Below are 19,277 nucleotides of genomic sequence, written 5' to 3' on the forward strand. Positions count from 1 at the left end.
CCCCGACATGGACGAGGACTTCGCCAAGGCTTATCGGGCGATACATGAGGAAACACTGCGGCGCTGGCGCGTCGAGGTGAGGGAGGGCGCGCAGTGGGCCGCCATGACGGGCCTGGAGGAACTTGCGCTGTGGTACGTGGGGGGAATCGTCCTCCACGGGGCGGGGGTGTTGCTCGACTTGTCGCTGCCGGTGCTGCGGGCCGTGCTGGCAAGGGGAGGAACGGCAGCGGCCGGGTGGCTGCGCACCATGTTGCTGCGCCTGACACCTGACAAGCGCAGGGTATTCGAGCAACTCTGGGCCAAGGTGCTGCTGGAAGGAGAGAGCGCCCTCTCCGCCGCCGAGCGCGAGTCGCTGCGCGGAGTCATGAAGCACCTGGAACGACTCGCCAGGGCTCCGCTGGAGGATGCCGAAAAGCAGGCGATTCGCCGCGCCTCACGTGACGCCTACAAGAAGCTGTATCCGGAGCTCGCGAAGATTCTCGATGACAAAGGCCCGCTCTTTCCGATTCATCACAAGCGCCCACTGGAATATGCACACCTGTTCCCAGCGGACGACATCAGCTCCGCGGGGAATCTCGCCATGGTCCGGAAGGCCGTTCATGAGCGGATCAACGCGGTATGGAACAGGTTCCGCCAGAAGCATGCGAGCGCAACCCGCGGAGAAGTAGAGGAGGCCGCCAGGATCGTCGATGAATGGTTCGGGCCCTGGTATCACCGCATCGACGATCCACCAGGGCTTGCCTGGTCCCTGGCTGAAGCAGAGCAGAACGTCTTGAAGGCACTACAGCGGCTCTCTTCCCAGCTTCCCTGAGCATCTTGGAGACGTGATGACAGCATTGAACCTGTCCGGCCTGGAGCGGTTGATGCGCACTTGCGAGCGGCTGGGGCTCGGATTCCGGACTGAACCGCCCGGGAATCATCCTCCCGCCGCTGGTGTGCAACTGGCTGGTCATGTCCTGGATCCGGTGCTGGCTGTGCTGTACGCCCGGCTGGGGAAGGCGGCGTTCGCGACCGACTCGGCAGGGCTGGTCCTCCTTCGCGTCGATGATGATGTGAACGAGCTGGAGAGCGAGAACCGTCTGGAACAGGGGAGCCCGCTAGAGTCCCTCGCCATTCCCGTCCTCGTCTTCGGGGGAGAGCCGGGCCTGGCGTATTCCTATGCAACGGTTCCCCGTCTTGCCGACGAGCATCAGCTACAACCTGTGGTTCTCGTCGATACCCATGAGGAGCCCTACGCGCTTCCCGTCGCCTCGAACGTGGACAGATTCTTCGATACCTGGTCTCGTTATCTGGAAGCGCTGGTTGCACAGCCGGATTACGCACAATATGGCTCGGCGGCTCTGACTTTTCCCTGGGGGGTGCCTCACCTCCTGGCTCGTGACCGGGAACTCGTGGAGTCGCTGCGCACTGGACGTTTCGGGCCGTTGATGAAGAAGACGGACTCCACGGCTCGTTGGGTGGCTCAGGTGTTGTCCAGCTCCCGCGATGATTGATGGTCATTGCATCGCGCGGCTCTAGAAGTACCGTCCGGAGCCCTGATGAGCCTTCCCTCCCTGGACAGCATCGAGACCCCCGCGGCACTGGTGGACGAGGACCGCCTGGAGAAGAACCTCCAGAAGGCGGCGGTGTACGTGCGCGAGCACGGGCTGCGGTGGCGGCCCCACACGAAGACGCACAAGGTGCCGGAGTTGGCGGTGAGGCAACTCCAGGCCGGAGCCTCTGGCGTCACGGTGGCCACGCCGCGAGAGGCCGAGGTGATGGGCGCGGTGGCCGACGACGTGCTCCTGGCCTACTCGCCCGTGGGCGCCTCCAAGCTGACGCGATTGATGGCGCTGCCCGGGAGGGTGCGGCTCTCGGTGGCGGTGGACTCCCGGGAGGTGTTGGCGGGGCTGGCCGAGGCCGCTCATGGGGCGGGGCGCCGCGTGGGCGTGTTGGTGGAACTGGACCTGGGGATGCGCCGCGTGGGCGTGCCAACGCCAGAGGAGGCGGTGACGCTGGCGCGCGAGGCCGCCGGGACCCAGGGGCTCGAGTACCAGGGCGTGATGTTCTATCCGGGACACATCCGCATGCCGCTGGCCGAGCAGGGCCCGGCGCTCGCGGAGGTGTCGCGGCGGTTGGGCACGTTCCTGGAGGCGCTCGGGGCCGCGGGGTTGAAGCCGGGCATCGTGAGTGGTGGCTCCACTCCCACGCTCTGGCGCTCGCACGAGGTGGTGGGGATGAATGAGATCCGCCCGGGCATCACGCCCTTCTTCGACCGGGCGAGCGCGTGGATGGGCGCGTGTGGCTGGGACGAGGTGGCCTACTCGGTGCTGGCGACGGTGGTGAGCACGGCGGTGCCGGGACAGGCCGTCATCGACGCGGGCTCCAAGGCGCTGGCGAAGGAGGAACTACCGGTGGGCGGCTACGGCGCGTTGCTGGAGCGCCCCGACGTGGTGGTGCATGCGTTGTCCGAGGAGCACGGGATGCTGGACCTGTCGCGGACCGCATGGAGGCCGCGCGTGGGCGAGCGGGTGCGGGTGGTGCCGAACCACGTCTGTGTTTCGGTGAACCTGCAGGACGAGCTGTGGGCCGTGCGCGGCGGACAGGTGGTGGGCCGCTGGGACGTGACGGGGCGGGGCCGGGGAACATCGTTGAAGACATGACCCGGCACGCGCACCGCCGTGGCCTATAGTGTTCCGTCCCTCCACGAAAGCGAGTCCCCCATGAAGACGCAGAAGCTGTCCATGTTCGCCGTTCTCGCCCTCGGTGTCGCCCTCGCGGTCCTGGCTCCAGCCCCGTCACAGGCGAAGGCGCCCGCGGTCATCGACCCCATGGGCATGGTCCTGCCCAACACGCTGCCCAAGGTCACCTTCTACTTCCGGGCTCCGGCGGGCACGACACTCACGGGCTCCTTCATCGCCGAGGACGTGGGCAGTGCCGCACCGAAGAACTTCGTCATCGACTCCGCCACGGTGACGACCGCGGACAAGATGGCGGCGACCTTCACGCTCGGGAAGCCCACCAGCGGCTGGCCGATTGGCCAGTACCGGCTCGAGGTGAAGCGCGGAAAGAAGCTCGTCCACGTCGAGCGCTTCATGATCATGGAGGTGAAGTAGCGCGCCGCTCAGTGCTCGACGCGGCCCTTCTGGCTCTGCCGGTAGATGGGGAGCCGCATGGCGTGCAGGAAGCCGCGAGGACGGATGCCGAGCCCATCGCGGAAGGGGTTGAAGCGCAGGCGCGCCGGGTCCAACACCACCTCCTCGCGCAGGACGATGTCGGCGAGAGGGGTCCACGTGCGGGGCAGCCCATGCTCCAGGGGGAGCACCTCGAAGGTGAGGAGGGCATTGCCGTCGTGCATGGCGTCGCGCAGCCGCGCCACCCGCGAGCCGTACCGCCGGGGGCCCCGCGTCGAGGTGAGCCGCAGCTTCGTCTTCCCGAGTCCCAGCACCGTGAAGGGCGCCAGGCCGTAGTAGTCGTTCTGGAGCCAGTCGTGGACGCGGGTGGTGAGGAAGGCGGGGCCCAGCGTCCAGAGGTGGCGCAGGGTGGCGCAGAGGACGTCCTGGTCGCCGGGTGAGGCCTCCTCGGTGAGGCGCGTATCGCGCCGGAAGCGCACCGAGGCCCCGAGGATGTCCGGCCACTCGCGCCCCCCCCGCCAGCTGGCGGTGGAGAGCCGCACGAGTGCCGGGCCCGCGAGACGGCTGGCCACGGTCAGGAAGGGCGGATCGGTCCTCACGGGAACGACCTCGGCCTGGAGGCAGATGCCCTCGGCATGCACGGCACGCGCGTGGCGCAGCCCCGAGATGGCACGGAATTGTGGAGACAACAGGGCCCCCAGCGTCTGCCCCACCGTTTCACCCAACAGTCCCATGTACACCTCCCCCGGTTGCTGCACACGGTGGGGTGGGGTGGAGCGTCCGGCCAATCACCGCCTTGCGCCTGGACGGAGGGCGGGCGGGTGAGCTCGAACCTAGCGGGTGGCCTTGCCGATGCAGAACCAGATGGTCCCCGCGGAAACACCGCCAGCCGCGGTCAGGCACGGGATGCAGCCGGCGCCTGCCGTGCCGGCGCAGATGGCTCCACACGCGATACCGATCGATGCGACGACCCAGGACGAGACACCGGCGCTGCTGAGGCAACTGTTGAACTTGCCAAAGCTGAAGCCCAGAGGACGGGTGCCGGGTTCTTGTTTCATGGCCACGGTCGCCATGGCGTTCGCGGCGGCCTTGGTATCGTTCTCGGTGATCTTCCGGTCGAGGACCTGCCGTCCGTCGAGCCAGATCCGGATCTGCCCGGTGGTAGCGGTGTGCTCGATGAGATGGAGCTCGATGGTCTGGGTGAGCTGGCGGTTCGCGTCGAACACGTAGCCGACCACGCTTCCGGCCGTCATGTCGGTGATCGGCACACGGACCAGGGTGCCACCGTCGTCCACACGGTAGACCTGGGCCTTGGACACGTCCGCGGTGGCGCCATCGGGCAGGTGCAGGGTGACCTTTCCGGACCGCTGCGTCGCCTCGGCCAGTTCTCGGGCGGCCACGGCCTCGGCTGACTTGGGGTCGACAACCTTGTCGGCGATCTGCGCGGAGTCCTCGAGAACCCGCTGGATCGATGCTTCGTCCACCGCCGGCTCTTTCTCCGCCGCCATGGCCTGCTGTCCACCTGCCATGACCAGGGCGAGCCCGGTGAGGACGGCGAGAGTACGGCTGCTCCATAGCGCCCCCACCCTCATAGGCCTGCTCCGTGGTTGGCCCTCGTCTCTGCCCCGGTTCCAACTCATCCCCCACTCCATGGCGCGCCATCCTTTCTGTGGAGCGATACTCCCGAGTCCAAGGCACCTCGCCCTGTCTCGCTCTCAAGAACAGACGCTCCTACTCAATGCTTTCCGTGCAAACCTTCACGGATTGGTGTGACCAGGAAATGCTCATGCCAGCCAGAGAACGGCATTGAGTCAATCTGTGACAAGAGTCAGGGGGGCATGCGCCTGCTGCAAGCCACTCCAGGGGACCCTCCTCATCGCACCTTGAATGCGCCGGGTCTGCGCGGGTGTTGAGCTGAATCGGCCCATGGTCGCACTACGGGAAGCGCACGCCGTCGAAGTACTCGCTCTCGTGCGCTGACTCCTGGCTCCACCACTTCAGGGTGAAGGTGCCGCGCGCCGCCTCCTCTGGCATCTCCACCTCCACCCCGACGCTGCGCTCCTTCCCCGGAGCAATGGGGTCCTGCGACCACACACCCAGCGCCTTCCACTCCTCTCCCTTCGGCCCCACCAGTACCGCCCCACCGGGCGTCCAGGGCGTGCTCCCGTGGTTTCGTAACCGCTGCGCCACGAGCAGTCGCACCACCTTTTGCCCGCCCTCTACTCGCCCTGCGTCCAATCGGTAGCTGTGGGCCTCCACGGACTTGAGGGAGTTGTCCGGACGAGAGATGACACTCTTCGTGATGTTCTTGTCGGCAATGCCCCCCTTCCCCAGCAGCCCCTGGGCGAGCAGGCCCAGCAGTCCGCGCCGCCCGCTGCACTCCGCCTCCAAGTACGCCTTATCCTCTCGGCACTGCCGCGCTTCCGCCTGCGCCTGTTGCTCGCCTTCCCGATAGGACTCGAGTGAGCGCGGTTGGCGTGTCACCACCACCTGCCGCGCGGCTTCGGACGCATGCACCACCAGCATGAAGCGGACGCTCGCCGGAGCCGCGCCGTCCTTGAAGGTGACCATCACTGGCACTCGCTCTCCTTGCGTGAGAGCCCACGTGGGCACGAGGGCGAGCCCCGTCTCATTCTCCATCACCCGGAACCGCTCCCGCCCAGGCAGATCCACGTGCCCCAGTGTCGCGTCGAAGAGCAAGCTGGTGGAGAGCCCCGGGTGGATGCACACCGCGAGTGCCTCACCGGGTGTGTCCGCCGCCAGCTCCAGGTGAAGCGTACCCGTTTCACAGGCAGGTGGCGCGGAGTCCACGGGAGTGGCAAGCAGCACGAGTCGTAACAGGGGAGCGGTGAAGAACACGGGCATGAGGAAGGCACCTCACGGGGACAAGACCAGGGGAGTGGGGCTCTACCACACCTCCTGCCCGGTCGTGTCCGTCCCGTCTCCGGGACGCCCCTATGGGAAGCGGTCCACCACCCGCACCCGCACGACCGGGTCCACCATCATCTTCCCCGGCCCGCTGCCGGGCTGGAGCTCGAGGCCGACATTGGCATCCGTATCCATCAACTCCAGGCACATCGGGTACGTCACCCCGAGGGGCGTGTGCGCCTCGGTGAAGCGGCCGTATACCCGCCCCTCCTTGACGTAGAGCTTCCCGGAGAGGCGGGTCTGGTCTGGCAGCGCCACCTTGAAGCCTTTGCCCGTGAAGTCCGCTCCCGCCTCCCAGTCTCCCGCCACGTGGAGGGTCGCATCCTCGTGCACGTGCACGGACCTGCCGCGCACGTCGCTCCAGTCCACGCTCTTCCATTCCCCGAGGCTCAAGCCGAGGGTGCCCGTCATGATTTCCATGGCCCCGGTGGGGCAGGCCTGAGGAGGCGGAGCGGGGCGCTCGGACGGTACCTGCTGCGTGCCCAGACAGGCCTGGAGGGCGGCGCCGGTGAGTCCAAGACACGCGGTGCGCAAGGCTGCTCCCCGGCGCTTGGAGGTGGCTTCGGGCTGGGGGCCAGACGTCTGCTGCTGCTTCACGGGGGCACTGTCCTTTCGGAGCGCCAGCGGCGGGGCGGCGGCCGGGGGAGGAGGCGCCTCGACAGGAGGCGCGGCCACGGCTCGCACAGGTTCCGGCGTGTGCCCACCCGGCGCCACTTCCCGGCCAGAGTCGAGCCACCAGGCCCCCAGTGCCGCCGCCAACCCCACGCCCACCACCCCCAGCACCCGGCCCCAGCGCGCCCAGGGCTTCACCGGACGCCGCCGCTCCGGGTGCAGCACCTGTTTCCAGTCCACGTCCGTCCGGGCCCGCAGCTCCTCCAGCACCCGGCACAACGTCACGGCGTCCGGGTAGCGCGCCTCGGGCGTCTTGGCCAGCAGCCGCAGGCACACCTCCTCCACCGCCAGGGGCACCCGTGGGTTGACGAGGTGCGGCGGCAGGGGCTCGCGGTGCAGCACCGCCTCCACGTCCTCGCCTCCGTGCTCGGCGGGCCGGAAGGGGAAGCGGCCCGTCAGCAGCCGGTAGAGCACCACGCCCACCGCGTACAGGTCATCGCCTGGCCCGGCCCGGTAGTGTGCCCCCGGCTCGCCCGCGTGCGCACGGCCATAGGCCCAGGCCTCGGGCGCGCGGTAGGCCGGCGTGCCCGGGGGAAACATCCCCTTCGTCAGCGTGGGGTACGCCGGGTGGTAGCCCACTCCGAAGTCCACCAGCACCGCCTGCCCGGTGCGCTGGCTCACCAGGATGTTCGCCTCCTTCACGTCCCGGTGCAGGACGCCCGCTTCGTGCGACACCGCCAGCGCGCGCGCCACCTCCAGCACCCGCTCCACCACCTCGCCCCCAGTGCGTCCCGGTGCCAGCCCCCACTCGTCCAGTGTGGGGCCCTCCACCAGCTCCAGTTTCACCCACAGGTAGCGTGGATTCTCCAAGGGCCACTGCCCCGCGCCCAACTGGCGCACGAGGTTGGGGTGGTTCAGGCGCGTGCCCAACGACACCTCGCGCCAGGCGCGCTCCGCCCGCTCGGGGCCCTCGTCCAGGGGCAGCAGCTTGAGGGCGGACACGTAGCCGCTGGGACTTCTCACCCGGTACACGGTGGCGAAGCCGCCGCTGCCCAGCACTCCCTCCACCACGTCTCCACCAATCCGGGTGCCTATGGGCAGAGGGGACGTGCCGGGTGGATTCAGGGCGGCCAATACGCCGCGGAGAATGGGGTGCTCGGGGCTTGGGGATGGCGGATGTGTGGACACGCGGGGCCTACCTCGTAGGACCTCAACTTATCAGGTCGCGTGAAGACGGGGCCTGGCCATTAGGGGTGGAGGGCCCGGCCAATCTCCGCCTCGTGCCTGGACGGAGCGCGGGCGGGGAGGAGTCCTCCTGGGATTCAGGCGGTGAGGGGGCCAGCCCTTCCACCTCCCGTGTGCCACCGGGTAAGGGACTCTCGCTGGCGGAGCACGGGCCAGTCGGGTTCGAAGTCTAGGAGCCTTCCGGAGTGGATCACCAGTTCCAGAGCCGCACGGCTTCGGACCGTGAGCGGGCTGTGCGGGTCTTTCAATTCCTCCAGGCAGCCCTCGAGGGTGAATCGTCGGCCATGGCGCCAGCGCTGACCCCCGTCTAAACGGTGCCCATGGACTTCCCACCACTGGCGCCAGGCTCGCGGGTCGGTGCTCCACTGCTCTCGCTCGTGGCCTTCTTCCTCGTCCTCCATGGCGACCACGCGAACCTTCAATCCGGGCCCGGCGCCGCTGAGGAGCCCGAGCGCCGAGGCGGCGCTCTGACGGTGTCGGGGGTCCTCTGCCTCCAGATGCGACATCAGTTCGGGCACGGCGGCGGAGAGCCCCAGCAAACCCAACGCTTCGAGTGACGCCTCGGCGAAGGACGGGCGCGCACTGAGCCGGTGCAACACGGGTAGATCCTGGGCGTTTCCAGCCAATGCGAGCAATCGAGGGAGCGCAGGAGGTGGATGGCTGGAGTTGCAGAACTGGCGGCAGAACGTCAGTGCCCGGCGTGAGCCCAGCAGCAGCGCGGCCCGTGCAAGCGGCTCGGCCTGCTCGGGGGGAGAGTGGGCGAGCAGGGTTTCGATGGAGGGAAGCGCGGGCCGATGGCCCAAGCGGGCGAGGGCCAGCGCGGCGGCGCCACGGACCGAGCCGTCCTCATCCTCGAGCAGAAGCATGAGCCGAGGGGGGTCGCCTTCCCTCCGGTGGCCCAGGAGAGTGGCGGCGGCGGCACGTACTTGGGGGCGCCCATCCGCCAGTGCTCGGGTGCAGCACTCCGCGACCTCGGAGTGGAGCGCGAGGGCGAGCGCCTCGGTCCAGGCAGGCAGCACCTCCTCGAGAGCCGCCTCCCGGCTCAGGAGGAGCATGTCGATGCTGGCTTCGTGGGGAGCCAGCGAGGCCAGCACATGGAGTCCCGCGAGAAACTGTCCGTCATCTCCGGAGGCCACGGCTTCTCGCGCGCAGCCCAGGGCCACCTCGGTGGAGGCGCGCATGGCCGCGAGGTGGCGGGCGAGCCGGGTTTCGGGCTCCTCGGCATCTGTCCAGTGGGCACCGGGCCCATGGAGCAGTCGCCTTCGCTGCTGTAGGAGGAACTCCACCTCGGAGAGGTGCTCCTCCTGGAACTCGCGCAGGAAGGTCTCGGCGCCAGGGTGGTCCAGCAGGGTCTTGGTCATGGCGTCAGTCACAGCACTCAAACGAGGATCGTCTGGTCTGGGTAATCGGGGTCATACCTGCCAAGGAATGTGAGGAATTCATCCACCATGGGAGTGGAGGCAAGAGGCCGGGCGCAGGTCATAGGAGTGCCGTGTTGTCTCGGATGATTTCGACCAGCTTCTTGAACTCCCGCTCGTCCTGCGCGGCCAGTTCCGCCGTCATTCCACCTCCCTCGGGATTGCGGCTGGCATAGAAGGCCGCGTCCCCTCGCTCGAACAATGGGTTCAGTTCGCTGGTGTAGGGCTGCTTCTCGAAACCCTGCATCGCCATGACCTTTCCCAAAGAGTCCATCAGCCCGGGTGGAACGCGCGACAACCCGTTCTCTCCTTCCTCGAGTGAGGGGGTGAACTGCCTCCGATGAGGCAATAGTTCCATTCGTTTGACACTGAAGGCGAGCACGAAGAGCATGTCCTTGAGCGACGGAAAAGATACCCAGAGATTGTCTGTCGTCTTGAATGGCTCCTGAGGGTCGGCCCTGAGTACGGGGCAGTCCTGGAGTGGGCTGTCACCACAGTCGAGGAGGTAGCGATCGTAGGGGTCCTCGACTTGTGCACCGATGAAGATGTACCGGGAAGGCGGCTTTCTCTTGCCAATTTCATAGAACTTCAACACCCGTCCGATATGGAAGTCAGTCTCTGGCATCTGGAGATCGCCCATGTTCTTGCCCAGATACAGGAGGAACTCCTTGTAGTGTGCTGGCAGGTTCCGGCCCACCAACTGCTCGAGCCTCACCGTCTCCTCGGTGGATGCGCCTCGAATCTTCGAGGGGAATTCCGGATCGTACTGCCGGATGAACTCAATCAGGTCGCGCATCTTTTTCTCCCGGTGACTTCAGGAACAAGCGGCCATCGTGCTCAACACGTCTTTTCCTGGACGTCACAAAGCATCGCGGTCAATACCACCTTGCAGGTGTCACATGATGGAACGCTCTGGCGATGCCTGAACGCTTTTTCTACCTCCAGTTCGTTCCGGAGGTGTTTGACCCTGACGAGTTTGCTGCCTTGCGGGAAGCGCCGGAGAATAGGCGGGCGGAACCATATCTCGGACATCGACCCAGGCACGTGTCCATCACCCAATGCTTTCTGGATGAGCTGTGGCCCCGCGCAAACTCCTGGCCTGTTTCTACCGAGGTTGTCCTTGAATTCAGAAAGCTTCATTTTCTTGCCCTGGGGATTCGTCACGATGGCGTCCTTTCCCAGAGGAGAACAGAGGGTCCACCTGCCATCTCTTTGTTGAAGGCTTTTGACCGCCTCTGTGAAAGCACCCACGTAGTAGCCGCCGGACATGGCCGCAAAGAGCTTCTGTCCGCACTTGCAGATGAGTACGCCAATCATGTAGCCCGAAAGGAGTTCGACACCTTCTTCGTTCTCGTGCGTCTTGAGCATCTCAAGCTTCTGCTTGCTGGCCACTCTCAAGATTTCCTTGGAGAGTTTTCTCGCCTCCGCCTGGACGGGGTGTCTCTCGTGTATACGATGCTCCGACTTGTCCTTTTTGCACTGGGAGCATTTCGTATTTCCCTTGACTGGGTCGTCCCCATAGGACAGCCCTGTTCCTCCGTCCTGGAGGAAGGCGGTATTGAAGGTGTTCCCATTGTGCTGGGTGACGTCCATGAAGCGCACCACGCCCTTGCCCTCGAACTTCACGTCCAGGCTATAGGTGCCCCACGTCATCTTCCCCTTCGTCTTGGAGGAGATGAGGCCACCGCCCGCCGTTCCGGCCTCGTCCCCCGTGCTCGTGCTCAGGGCCGAGCTCTTCAGTGCCACTGGGTTGCCTTCGAGCTCCACCGTCTTGCTGGCCTCGGACAGGTCGCTGTCCCTGGCCATGTTGACATACGGGACAGGCACCGGACCTCCCGGGGAGGGCGTTTTGCACACGTCGGGTGCCGCGGAGATGTTGGTCTTGCCATCCCCCTTGTGGACGATGCTGCGTCCGTTCGCGAATGTCTTCGTCATGTCTCCCTCGAGATGATGAAGGTTCCGACCCTGCCCTCGTCGGAGCAGCCGTACACCAGGGCCCGGGGTGCCTGTCCGTGCTCCGGGTTCAGGTCCCCCAGGACATGGAGCGCATGGCCGAGCTGGATGGCACCGGCGCCCGCTCCCAAATCCCCCAGGCTTTCCGCCACCAGATGGGCCACCAGGGGCTCGGGCATGAGGGCCGCGTTGCGCAGGTAGGCCCGGTTGAATTCATGGCCCCAGAACGTCTCCCCCGTCTGGCAGGAGAGCACATGCGCGACCCGCCGGGAGCCGGCGGCCGGATGGGCGTGGAGTTGGCGGAAGGCCGCCGTGAGCCCCTCGGCCAGGCTGGGCTCCGACTGGAGCCTGTGGCGGGGCTCCTGCGCCAGTGCCAGGGCGAGGATGCGTCCCTGGGCCCGTGGCCCGTCGCGCCTGAGCGCCGAGGCTCGCTTGAGCAGCACGAAGCCGGCCCCTTCCCCCGGGAGAATGCCCTCTCGTACCGAGGAGCACAGCAGCCGTCCCCGCGCCAGCAGGTACTCCAGCGAGCCCGGATCGCACAGGGAGTCCACCGCGCCCACCAGCACGCGCTCCGCCTGCCCGGACAGGAGCAACTCCGTCGCGCGGGCCAACGCCACGAAGAAGCCCGCGCGTCCCTCGCGGCACAGTCCTTCAGGCCGCACCAGTAGCCTGGCTGGAGCCGCTACCGCCGTGAGTGCCCGCAGCAGCGGCTCCTCGTCAACGGCGGGGCCACTCCCTGGAGCCGGCAGTGCCAGCACCAGAGGCAGCGATCCGGTCTTTTCCACCCGCGCTTCCTTCACGCATTCCAGGAGCGCCGTGGTGGCCAGGGCTCGCATGCGTTCCTCGCGCGTGCAGTCAGGCTCCAGCAGTGTCAGCCGGGACGCTCGGAGCGGCTCTCCCTTCCTGTCCAGCACTTCCGTCTGGAAGAATCGCACGGTGCCGGCCGCCATCTCCACCTGGGTTGTCCGGGTGGTCAGCCCCAGTGGCGTACACAGTCCCAGCCCGAGCACCGCCATCTCCCCTGGCCAGGCGCTCATGGGGCTGCCTCCTCCCATGGCTCCAGTTCGCGCACCACGCTGTATTCGTGCCGGGACAGCTCTCCATGGGAGGCTATTGCTACTCGCCAGATAAGCGTCAGGGCCCGCTCCTCGGGCTCGATGTGAACGGCGTCCAGCACCAGCGGGCGCCGTTCAACCCGGTGCTGGAAGACGACCTTGACGGCCAGTCGATGCCGGGGAAGCGGGAAGGCCCACTGCCCGTCGGGAGACAGACCGGTCAGGACCACGGGCTCACCCCCCTTCAACCAGGGTGAGGCAATGAGACCGGGGGTTGCCGCGAGGAAGAAGCGACGATCGAAGTCGAGGGGCCACAGCGGGGCGCGGTTCTTGCTCCATGCCTCGTCGTACGTGCCTGCGTAGGCGAGGCGAGGCTGCCAACTCCGGGCAATGGGGCCGAGCCCCACAGGGGCCACCCGGTCGGAGTGGCGGCGGATGAGTTGGTGGGGGTCCTCCAGATTGGGAAGTGGTTGCTCCACTGCGGCTCGGGCCGAGGCGTAGATGCCTCTTCCTACCGGGTTGCGCGGCTCGGTGACTCCACCGAAGCTTCGCTCGTAGACGAGCGGCATGGACTCGAAGGGCAGGGGATCCGAGGGACGGGGTTCCAGCAGCCCCTGTGCCCACACCCGTTCGCCGAAGACCTGGAGGATCTTCCGGCAGGGACCAATCCGGACACCCACCTGCATCTCCTTGATGGGTCTGCCTCGCGGTGCCCAGGCTTTTCCGGAGATGTAGATGTCAGTGGCAGGGCGGAACCAGGTGCTCTGTCCCTCCACGCGAAGGCTGGAGGTGTCTGGCTGTCCCCACCAGCCATCCTCCATGGGAGGCGGGATCTGTTTGTCGCTGCGAACAGGAGGTGCCTCCGAAGGACGGCCGGCCGAGGGTAATTCGAAGCGGCCCGCGACACAGGCAACCAGCAGTTCTCGTCCTGTCTCATCCAACGATGGGATGGTCGTGGCCTCGAAGGAGGTGAGGTTCTCGAGGTTTGGCATGGTTGGGGTGTCATCCCCCGGTGACGATAGGCACTTCAGCGGCTTCTTCGGCAATTCCCTTCTGCGCTGGGTCAATCCTGGGCGGGAGTACTCTTGAAGGTTGTCGACTCGATAGGAACGGGACCCTGCCCATTAGCCGACACCCTCTGGTACCCGCCTCGGGAAGACTGTCTCTCTTCGGCCAGACGCTCGCCTGGACGGTTGCCCATCAAGGGGGTGGTTCCTATCTCACTCGTCCGCCATGTTCTTGCCCATCCTCCTCCTCCTCGGCTTCGTCGCCGCCGCATTGGCGCCGGCCGTGGTCCGGGTGGGCCCACGCGCCTCGGGGCTCGTGCTCGGGCTGGTTCCCCTGGGTCTCACCGTGGGGCTGGCCACGCTCGTGCCCGCTGCCCTCTCGGACACGCCGCCCACCTTCCACATGGACTGGGTGCCCGAGCTGGGCATTGCCTTCACCCTGCGCGCCGATGGACTGGCCCTCCTCATGGGCCTGCTCATCACCGGGTTGGGCACCCTCATCGTCGTCTACGCGGGGGAGTACCTGAAGGAGCACCCCCGGTTGGGTGGCTTCCAGGGATGGCTGCTGCTCTTCATGGCTTCCATGCTGGGCCTCGTCCTCGCGGACAATGGACTGCTCCTCTACGTCTTCTGGGAGCTCACCACCGTCAGCTCCTTCTTCCTCATCGGCTTCGAGAGCGAGAAGGAGGAGGCGCGCCAGGCGGCCCTGCGCGCCCTGCTGGTGACGGTGCTCGGTGGCCAGGCGTTGTTGCTGGGGTTGCTGCTCATGGGGTGGGTGGCCGGGACGCTCACCCTCTCGGAGCTGCCCGCGGCCGCGCCCGCCCTGCGTGAGGGCCCGCTCTCCCTCGCCATCCTCCTGCTGGTGCTCGGCGGGGCCTTCACCAAGTCCGCCCAGGTGCCCTTCCACTTCTGGCTGCCCGGGGCGATGGCGGCCCCCACCCCGGCCAGTGCCTACCTGCACGCGGCCACCATGGTGAAGGCCGGCGTGTACCTGCTGGCGCGCCTCTCACCGGTGCTCGGCGGCACACCCGCGTGGCAGGGAACGCTGGTGGCCGCGGGGCTGGTGACGATGGTGGGCGGGGCGCTGCTCTCCTTTGGCCAGACCGATATGAAGCGGGTGCTCGCCTACGCCACGGTGAGCGTGCTGGGCACGCTGGTGTTGCTGCTGGGGCTGGGAACCGCCGAGGCGGCACAGGCGATGGTGGTGTACCTGGTGGCACACGCCTTCTACAAAGGCAGCCTCTTCCTGGTGACGGGGATGGTGGACCACGGGGCGGGCACGCGCGAGCTGCCACGGCTGGGAGGGCTGGCTCGGGCCATGCCCTTCACCGGGAGCACCGCGGGGCTGGCGGCGCTGTCCATGATGGGGCTGCCCCCCCTCTTCGGTTTCATCGGCAAGGAGCTCGTCTACGAGTCCTCGCTGCACACGCCGGGCGGTTGGGGGCTGGGGGCGGGCGTGGCGCTGGGCTTCGTGCTGCTGGTGGGCACGGCGCTGCGCACCGGCGTGCGTCCCTTCCTGGGCCCCCCGAGCGGCGACGGGACGGTGCACGAGGCCGGGCCCGCCCTGTGGGTGCCCTCGTTGCTGCTGGCGGCTGGCGGGCTGGTGCTGGGACTGATGCCGGGTCTGACGGAGCCACTGCTGGCCCGCGCCGCGAGCGACATCGCAGGCCCCGAGGGAGGACACCTGGAGCTCTCGTTGTGGCACGGGTTGACGCCCGCGCTGGGACTGAGCGTCGCCAGCCTCGCACTCGGAGGGGCGGCCTTCGCGCTGCGTGAGCCGCTGGGGCGGGCCCTTGGCGCGCTGCACCTGGAGCGCTGGGGCGCTGAGCGCCTGTACCATCTGTCCGTCTCGGGGATGGTGAGGCTGGCGGACACCCAGACACGGGTGCTGCAGAACGGCTCGCTGCACCGCTACACCTTCGTCACGGTGGGCACGCTGGTGGGGCTGCTCGCCCTGGCCCTCGTCTCCCGGGTCCGCTGGCTCCAGTTCCCGCAGGAGGAGCTACGCTTCTATGAGGTGGTGCTGCTCGTCCTGCTGGTGCTCTCCGCCCTCGCGGCCATCCGGACGCGCTCGGTGCTCACCGCCGTCATCCTGCTGGGCGTGGTGGGACTGAGCGAGGCCCTGGTGTACGTGCTGCTGGGAGCGCCGGACCTGGCGCTGACGCAGGTGGTGGTGCAGACGCTCACCGTCATCCTCTTCGCGCTCGTCTTCTCGCGCTTCCCGGTGCCAGCGCATCGGGAGCGGCACTCCCGCCTGTGGGACGCGGCCCTGTCGGTGGCGGCTGGAGGCGTCATCACCTGGGCCCTGATGAACATCACCGCCCAGCCCCGCCACACCGAGCTGGCCCGGACCTATGCCGCGCGCAGCGCCGGAGAGGCCCATGGGTTGAACATCGTCAACACCATCCTCGTGGATTTCCGGGCGCTCGACACGATGGGGGAGACCGCGGTGCTGGCCACCGCGGGACTCGGGGTGTACCTCCTCTTCCGGCGGCCCCGGCAAAGGAAACATGTATGAACCCGGTGGTGCTGCGCACGGTGGCGCGGATGATGATGCCCGTGCTGCTGCTGCTGTCCCTGGTGATGCTGGTGCGCGGGCACAACGCGCCGGGTGGGGGGTTCGTGGGCGGGATGCTGGCGGTCTCGGCCTACTTCCTCTACTTCATGGGCAGTGACGTGAAGACGGTGCAGCGGTTGGTGCGGGTCCATCCGGTCATCCTCATGGCGGTGGGGCTGCTGGTCATCATGGGCAGCGGCACGCTTCCCATGCTGCTCGGCCGGCCCTTCCTCACCGGGCTGTGGACGCGGGTGGCGGGGCCCTGGGGAAGCGAGATCGATCTGGGCACGCCGCTGCTCTTCGACCTGGGGGTGTACCTGGTGGTCTTCGGCACGGCGCTCTCCTTCATCCTCTCCATGGAGAAGGGCAGCGAGGAGATAGAGGATAACGAGAGGAGGGGGGCCTAGCATGGAGACCGCGCTGGTTCTGGCCATCGGCGTGCTCTACTCGACCGCCATCTACTCCCTGTTGCGGCGCAGCGCCGTGCGGCTGGCGTTGGGTCTGGTCCTGCTCGGCAGTGCCACCAACCTGACGCTGTTCGTCACCAACCGGGTGACGCGGGCCCACGCCCCGCTGTTGCCGCCCAGTGGCGTGCCACCCCTGCACATGATGGCGGACCCGTTGCCTCAGGCCTTCATCCTCACCGCCATCGTCATCAACTTCGGAATGCTGGCGCTGCTGCTGGTGCTGGTGCACCGCACGGACCAGGCCGTGGGCAGCGACGACATGGACGAGATGCGCACCGAGGTCCCTCCCTCCTCCAAGCACGGCGAATGAGCGCGCTCCTCATCCTTCCCATCCTCCTGCCCCTGAGCGCCGCGGCGCTGTGTCTGTTGTTGCCACGGCGGGCCTTGCCGCGCCGCGTCCTGGCACTGGCCGCCACGTGTGGCCTCACGGGGGCGTCCGCGTGGATGCTGTGGGAGGTGTGGCACGTGGGCGTCCAGGCCCTGCGGGTGGGCGGCTGGGAGGCTCCCCTGGGCATCATCCTGGTGGCGGACCTGCTCGGCGCGTTGATGGTGTTGCTCTCGGCGGTGATGGCGGTGGCGGGGGTGGTGTACTCGGCGGGCTCGCTGGAGCCGCGGCAGGAGGCCGGGGCGCACTATCCGCTGGTGCTGGTCATGCTGGGCGGGGTGTGCGGCGGCTTCCTCACCGGGGACCTCTTCAACCTCTTCGTCTGGTTCGAGGTGATGCTCGTCGCCTCGTTCGTGCTGATGGCGCTGGATGCGGGCAGGGAGCGGCTGGAGGCCTGCCTCAAGTACGTGACGCTCAGTCTGCTGGGCTCGGCGCTCTTCCTCACCGCCCTGGCACTGCTCTACGGGCTGGCGGGGACGGTGAACCTGGCGGAGCTGGCGCGGCGGCTGCCCCGGGAGGAGTACCCCGGACTGGTGACGGTGACGGCCATGCTGCTGCTCATCGTCTTCGGGCTGAAGGCGGCCGCCTTCCCGCTCTTCTTCTGGTTGCCGGCCTCGTACCACAGGCCGCCGGTGGTGGTGACGACGCTCTTCTCCGCGTTGCTCACGAAGGTGGGCGTCTATGCCCTCTTCCGTACCCTCTCCCTGCTCTACCCGGGGGACACGGCCTTCACCCACCGGGTGCTGCTGGTCATGGCGTTGCTCAGCATGGTGACGGGCGTGCTGGGCGCGGTGGCCCAGTACGACTTCCGCCGGCTGCTCTCCTTCCACATCATCAGCCAGATTGGCTACCTGCTGGTGGGACTGGGGCTGTTCTCCCGGGCGGCCCTGGCGGCGGCCATCGCGTATTGGGTGCACTACGTCTTCGCCAAGTCCGCGCTCTTCTTCGTCACCGGGGTGACCTGGCGGGTGACGGGCACGGATGACCTGGCTCGGATGGGCGGTCTGGCGCGGAGCCATCCGCTGGTGGCGGCGCTCTTCCTGGTGCCCGCCCTCTCGCTGGCGGGGATCCCTCCGCTCTCGGGCTTCTTCGCGAAGATGTCGCTCATCCGCGCGGCGCTGCTGGGCGAGGCCTGGTGGGTGGCGGGCATCTCGGCGGCCGTGGGGCTGCTCACGCTGTACTCGATGATGAAGGTGTGGCGCGAGGCCTTCTGGAAACCCCCGCTCGAGGAGGCACGGGGAAGCGCGGGCCCGGCGGCGCTGCTGGGGCCCTGTGTGGCACTGGCGCTGTTGATGGTGGTGCTGGGCGTGGGGGCTCGTCCCCTGTTCGTGCTGGCGGATGCCGCGGCGGAGCAGTTGTTGAATCCGAGCGCCTACATCCAGGCCTCGCTGGAGGGGGACGCATGAGCACCTTCCTGTGGAACCTCGTGCTGGCCTTCCTGTGGGCCGTCATGCTGGATGACATCACCCCCACCAACCTGGCCATCGGCTTCGGGGTGGGATTGCTCCTGCTGGGCTTCTCCACCTCGCAGCACGGCGCCTCCCCGTATGCCATGAAGTGGCTGTGCGTGGGCCACCTGCTGGCGCTCATCTTGTGGAACGTGCTCTCCGCCAACTGGCGGCTCGCCCACGAAATCATGACCCCGGGCGTGAACAACCAGCCAGCCATCTACGCCTACGAGATGGAGGCCCGCACGGACATGGAGGTGACGTTGCTGGCGCTCATCGTCACCTTCTCTCCGGGCACCATGGGGCTGGAGGTCTCGCCGGACGGGCGGCTGCTCTACGTGCACGTGATGTTCACCACCACCCGGGAGCGGTTCACCCGGGACATTCGGGAGCACGTCGAGCGCCCCCTGCTCAAGGTGCTGCGATGAGCGCCTGGTTCGAGATGCTCCTGCGGGGCGTGTTGGTGACCCTGGGGGGGTCGGCGGTGCTCTCGCTCTACCGGTTGGTTCGCGGGCCGTCGCTCCCGGACCGGGTCGTGGCGATGGATCTCATCTCCCTCCAATTCGTGGGGGCCATCGCCGCGTATGCGGTGCTGAGCGATGTGCCGGGCCTGCTGAACGTGGCGATGGTGCTGGCCATCATCAGCTCGCTGAGCACCATCGCCATCGCCCGCTACCTCTTCACGGGTGACACCGAGGTGGGTGGAGAAGAGGAGGAGTCATGAGGGAATACATCACCGCGTTCTTCCTGGTGTTCGGCACGTTGGGAATGTTGCTGGCGGGGTTGGGCATGGTGCGGCTGCCGGACCTCTTCATGCGCATGCAGGCAACGGCCAAGGCCGCGACCATCGGACTGGGTGGGCTGCTCGGCGGGGCGATGGTGGCGATGTGGAGCCGCAGTGTCGTGGCGCTGGTGCTGCTCACCCTCATCTTCACCTTCGCCATCATCCCGGTCGCCGCTCAGCTCATCGCCCGGGCCGCGTTCCGCATGGGCGTCCCGCTGTGGGAGCGGACCCGGGAGAACGATCTGATCCGCAAGAAGCCCTCCCGGACGCGCCCCTTCATCGACTGAGCCAGGAGGGTTAGGTCC

At 67.5% G+C, this 19,277-nt stretch carries 20 protein-coding genes; 11 read left to right on the forward strand and 9 right to left on the reverse strand.

All coding sequences use genetic code 11. The features are described from left to right. The 4 genes from Q664_RS58795 to Q664_RS02500 all read left to right on the forward strand — a co-directional run. Nucleotides 1–811, forward strand: an 811-nt coding sequence (locus Q664_RS58795) for a hypothetical protein (protein WP_043389511.1), incomplete at its 5' end; no start/stop codon positions are given. Nucleotides 812–827: 16 nt separating this feature from the next. Beyond that, nucleotides 828–1,493, forward strand: coding sequence for a hypothetical protein (locus Q664_RS02490; protein WP_043389514.1), 666 nt, complete (start codon nucleotides 828–830; stop codon nucleotides 1,491–1,493). A gap of 45 nt (nucleotides 1,494–1,538) precedes the next feature. After that, entirely contained in the window at nucleotides 1,539–2,642 is a 1,104-nt protein-coding gene (locus tag Q664_RS62010) for a D-TA family PLP-dependent enzyme (RefSeq protein ID WP_043389517.1), read from the forward strand. A 60-nt stretch (nucleotides 2,643–2,702) separates the two neighbouring features. After that, nucleotides 2,703–3,095 carry a hypothetical protein gene (locus Q664_RS02500; RefSeq protein ID WP_043389522.1) on the forward strand — a complete coding sequence of 131 codons (393 nt, stop codon included), beginning with the start codon at nucleotides 2,703–2,705 and terminating at the stop codon, nucleotides 3,093–3,095. Between the two features lie 8 nt (nucleotides 3,096–3,103). Here Q664_RS02500 and Q664_RS02505 read toward each other — a convergent pair whose 3' ends face one another. From Q664_RS02505 to Q664_RS02545, 9 genes are all read right to left on the reverse strand, one after another. Then, nucleotides 3,104–3,847 (reverse strand): hypothetical protein, encoded by a 744-nt coding sequence (locus Q664_RS02505; RefSeq protein WP_043389523.1) that lies wholly within the window; start codon nucleotides 3,845–3,847, stop codon nucleotides 3,104–3,106. 99 nt (nucleotides 3,848–3,946) lie between these two features. Then, nucleotides 3,947–4,621: a hypothetical protein gene (locus Q664_RS51460; protein WP_152621866.1), complete on the reverse strand. Its 675-nt coding sequence runs from the start codon at nucleotides 4,619–4,621 to the stop codon at nucleotides 3,947–3,949. Between the two features lie 427 nt (nucleotides 4,622–5,048). Then, a complete protein-coding gene (locus Q664_RS02515; protein WP_052517577.1) occupies nucleotides 5,049–5,978 on the reverse strand; it encodes a DUF2381 family protein in 930 nt (309 codons plus the stop codon). Nucleotides 5,979–6,068: 90 nt separating this feature from the next. Next, a complete protein-coding gene (locus Q664_RS51465) occupies nucleotides 6,069–7,721 on the reverse strand; it encodes a serine/threonine protein kinase (protein ID WP_160174312.1) in 1,653 nt (550 codons plus the stop codon). Between the two features lie 254 nt (nucleotides 7,722–7,975). Then, entirely contained in the window at nucleotides 7,976–9,259 is a 1,284-nt protein-coding gene (locus Q664_RS02525) for a HEAT repeat domain-containing protein (RefSeq protein WP_152621867.1), read from the reverse strand. A 118-nt stretch (nucleotides 9,260–9,377) separates the two neighbouring features. Next, complete coding sequence (locus Q664_RS02530; protein WP_043389528.1) at nucleotides 9,378–10,112, reverse strand: SMI1/KNR4 family protein; 735 nt, start codon at nucleotides 10,110–10,112, stop codon at nucleotides 9,378–9,380. Nucleotides 10,113–10,153: 41 nt separating this feature from the next. After that, nucleotides 10,154–11,251, reverse strand: coding sequence for a DUF4150 domain-containing protein (locus Q664_RS54030; RefSeq protein ID WP_075207295.1), 1,098 nt, complete (start codon nucleotides 11,249–11,251; stop codon nucleotides 10,154–10,156). Next, entirely contained in the window at nucleotides 11,248–12,306 is a 1,059-nt protein-coding gene (locus Q664_RS02540) for a beta-ketoacyl synthase N-terminal-like domain-containing protein (protein WP_235216521.1), read from the reverse strand. Before Q664_RS02540 ends, Q664_RS54030 begins: the two co-directional genes overlap by 4 nt. After that, nucleotides 12,303–13,316 carry a DUF2169 family type VI secretion system accessory protein gene (locus Q664_RS02545; protein WP_043389533.1) on the reverse strand — a complete coding sequence of 338 codons (1,014 nt, stop codon included), beginning with the start codon at nucleotides 13,314–13,316 and terminating at the stop codon, nucleotides 12,303–12,305. The genes Q664_RS02540 and Q664_RS02545 overlap by 4 nt, the downstream gene beginning before the upstream one ends. Before the next feature lie 241 nt (nucleotides 13,317–13,557). Here Q664_RS02545 and mbhE point away from each other — a divergent pair, with 241 nt between their 5' ends. The 7 genes from mbhE to mnhG are packed head-to-tail and all read left to right on the forward strand — an operon-like array spanning nucleotide 13,558 to nucleotide 19,259. After that, the gene (gene mbhE, locus Q664_RS02550; protein WP_043389536.1) at nucleotides 13,558–15,849 is read left to right on the forward strand and encodes a hydrogen gas-evolving membrane-bound hydrogenase subunit E; all 2,292 of its coding nucleotides are present in this window, start codon (nucleotides 13,558–13,560) and stop codon (nucleotides 15,847–15,849) included. Continuing rightward, the gene (locus tag Q664_RS02555) at nucleotides 15,846–16,295 is read left to right on the forward strand and encodes an MnhB domain-containing protein (RefSeq protein WP_043389538.1); all 450 of its coding nucleotides are present in this window, start codon (nucleotides 15,846–15,848) and stop codon (nucleotides 16,293–16,295) included. Before mbhE ends, Q664_RS02555 begins: the two co-directional genes overlap by 4 nt. A 1-nt stretch (nucleotide 16,296) precedes the next feature. Next, on the forward strand, nucleotides 16,297–16,665 hold the full coding sequence (locus Q664_RS02560; RefSeq protein ID WP_043389540.1) for an NADH-quinone oxidoreductase subunit K: 369 nt from the start codon (nucleotides 16,297–16,299) through the stop codon (nucleotides 16,663–16,665). Next, entirely contained in the window at nucleotides 16,662–18,146 is a 1,485-nt protein-coding gene (locus tag Q664_RS02565) for a proton-conducting transporter transmembrane domain-containing protein (protein ID WP_043389543.1), read from the forward strand. Before Q664_RS02560 ends, Q664_RS02565 begins: the two co-directional genes overlap by 4 nt. Further along, the gene (locus Q664_RS02570) at nucleotides 18,143–18,616 is read left to right on the forward strand and encodes a Na+/H+ antiporter subunit E (protein ID WP_043389546.1); all 474 of its coding nucleotides are present in this window, start codon (nucleotides 18,143–18,145) and stop codon (nucleotides 18,614–18,616) included. The genes Q664_RS02565 and Q664_RS02570 overlap by 4 nt, the downstream gene beginning before the upstream one ends. After that, nucleotides 18,613–18,912, forward strand: a complete 300-nt coding sequence (locus Q664_RS02575; protein ID WP_052517579.1) for an MrpF/PhaF family protein — start codon at nucleotides 18,613–18,615, stop codon at nucleotides 18,910–18,912. The genes Q664_RS02570 and Q664_RS02575 overlap by 4 nt, the downstream gene beginning before the upstream one ends. Continuing rightward, on the forward strand, nucleotides 18,909–19,259 hold the full coding sequence (gene mnhG / locus Q664_RS02580) for a monovalent cation/H(+) antiporter subunit G (RefSeq protein ID WP_043389548.1): 351 nt from the start codon (nucleotides 18,909–18,911) through the stop codon (nucleotides 19,257–19,259). Before Q664_RS02575 ends, mnhG begins: the two co-directional genes overlap by 4 nt. Nucleotides 19,260–19,277: the final 18 nt, after the last annotated feature.

Source organism: Archangium violaceum Cb vi76 (genome assembly GCF_000733295.1).
Taxonomy (GTDB): domain Bacteria; phylum Myxococcota; class Myxococcia; order Myxococcales; family Myxococcaceae; genus Archangium; species Archangium violaceum.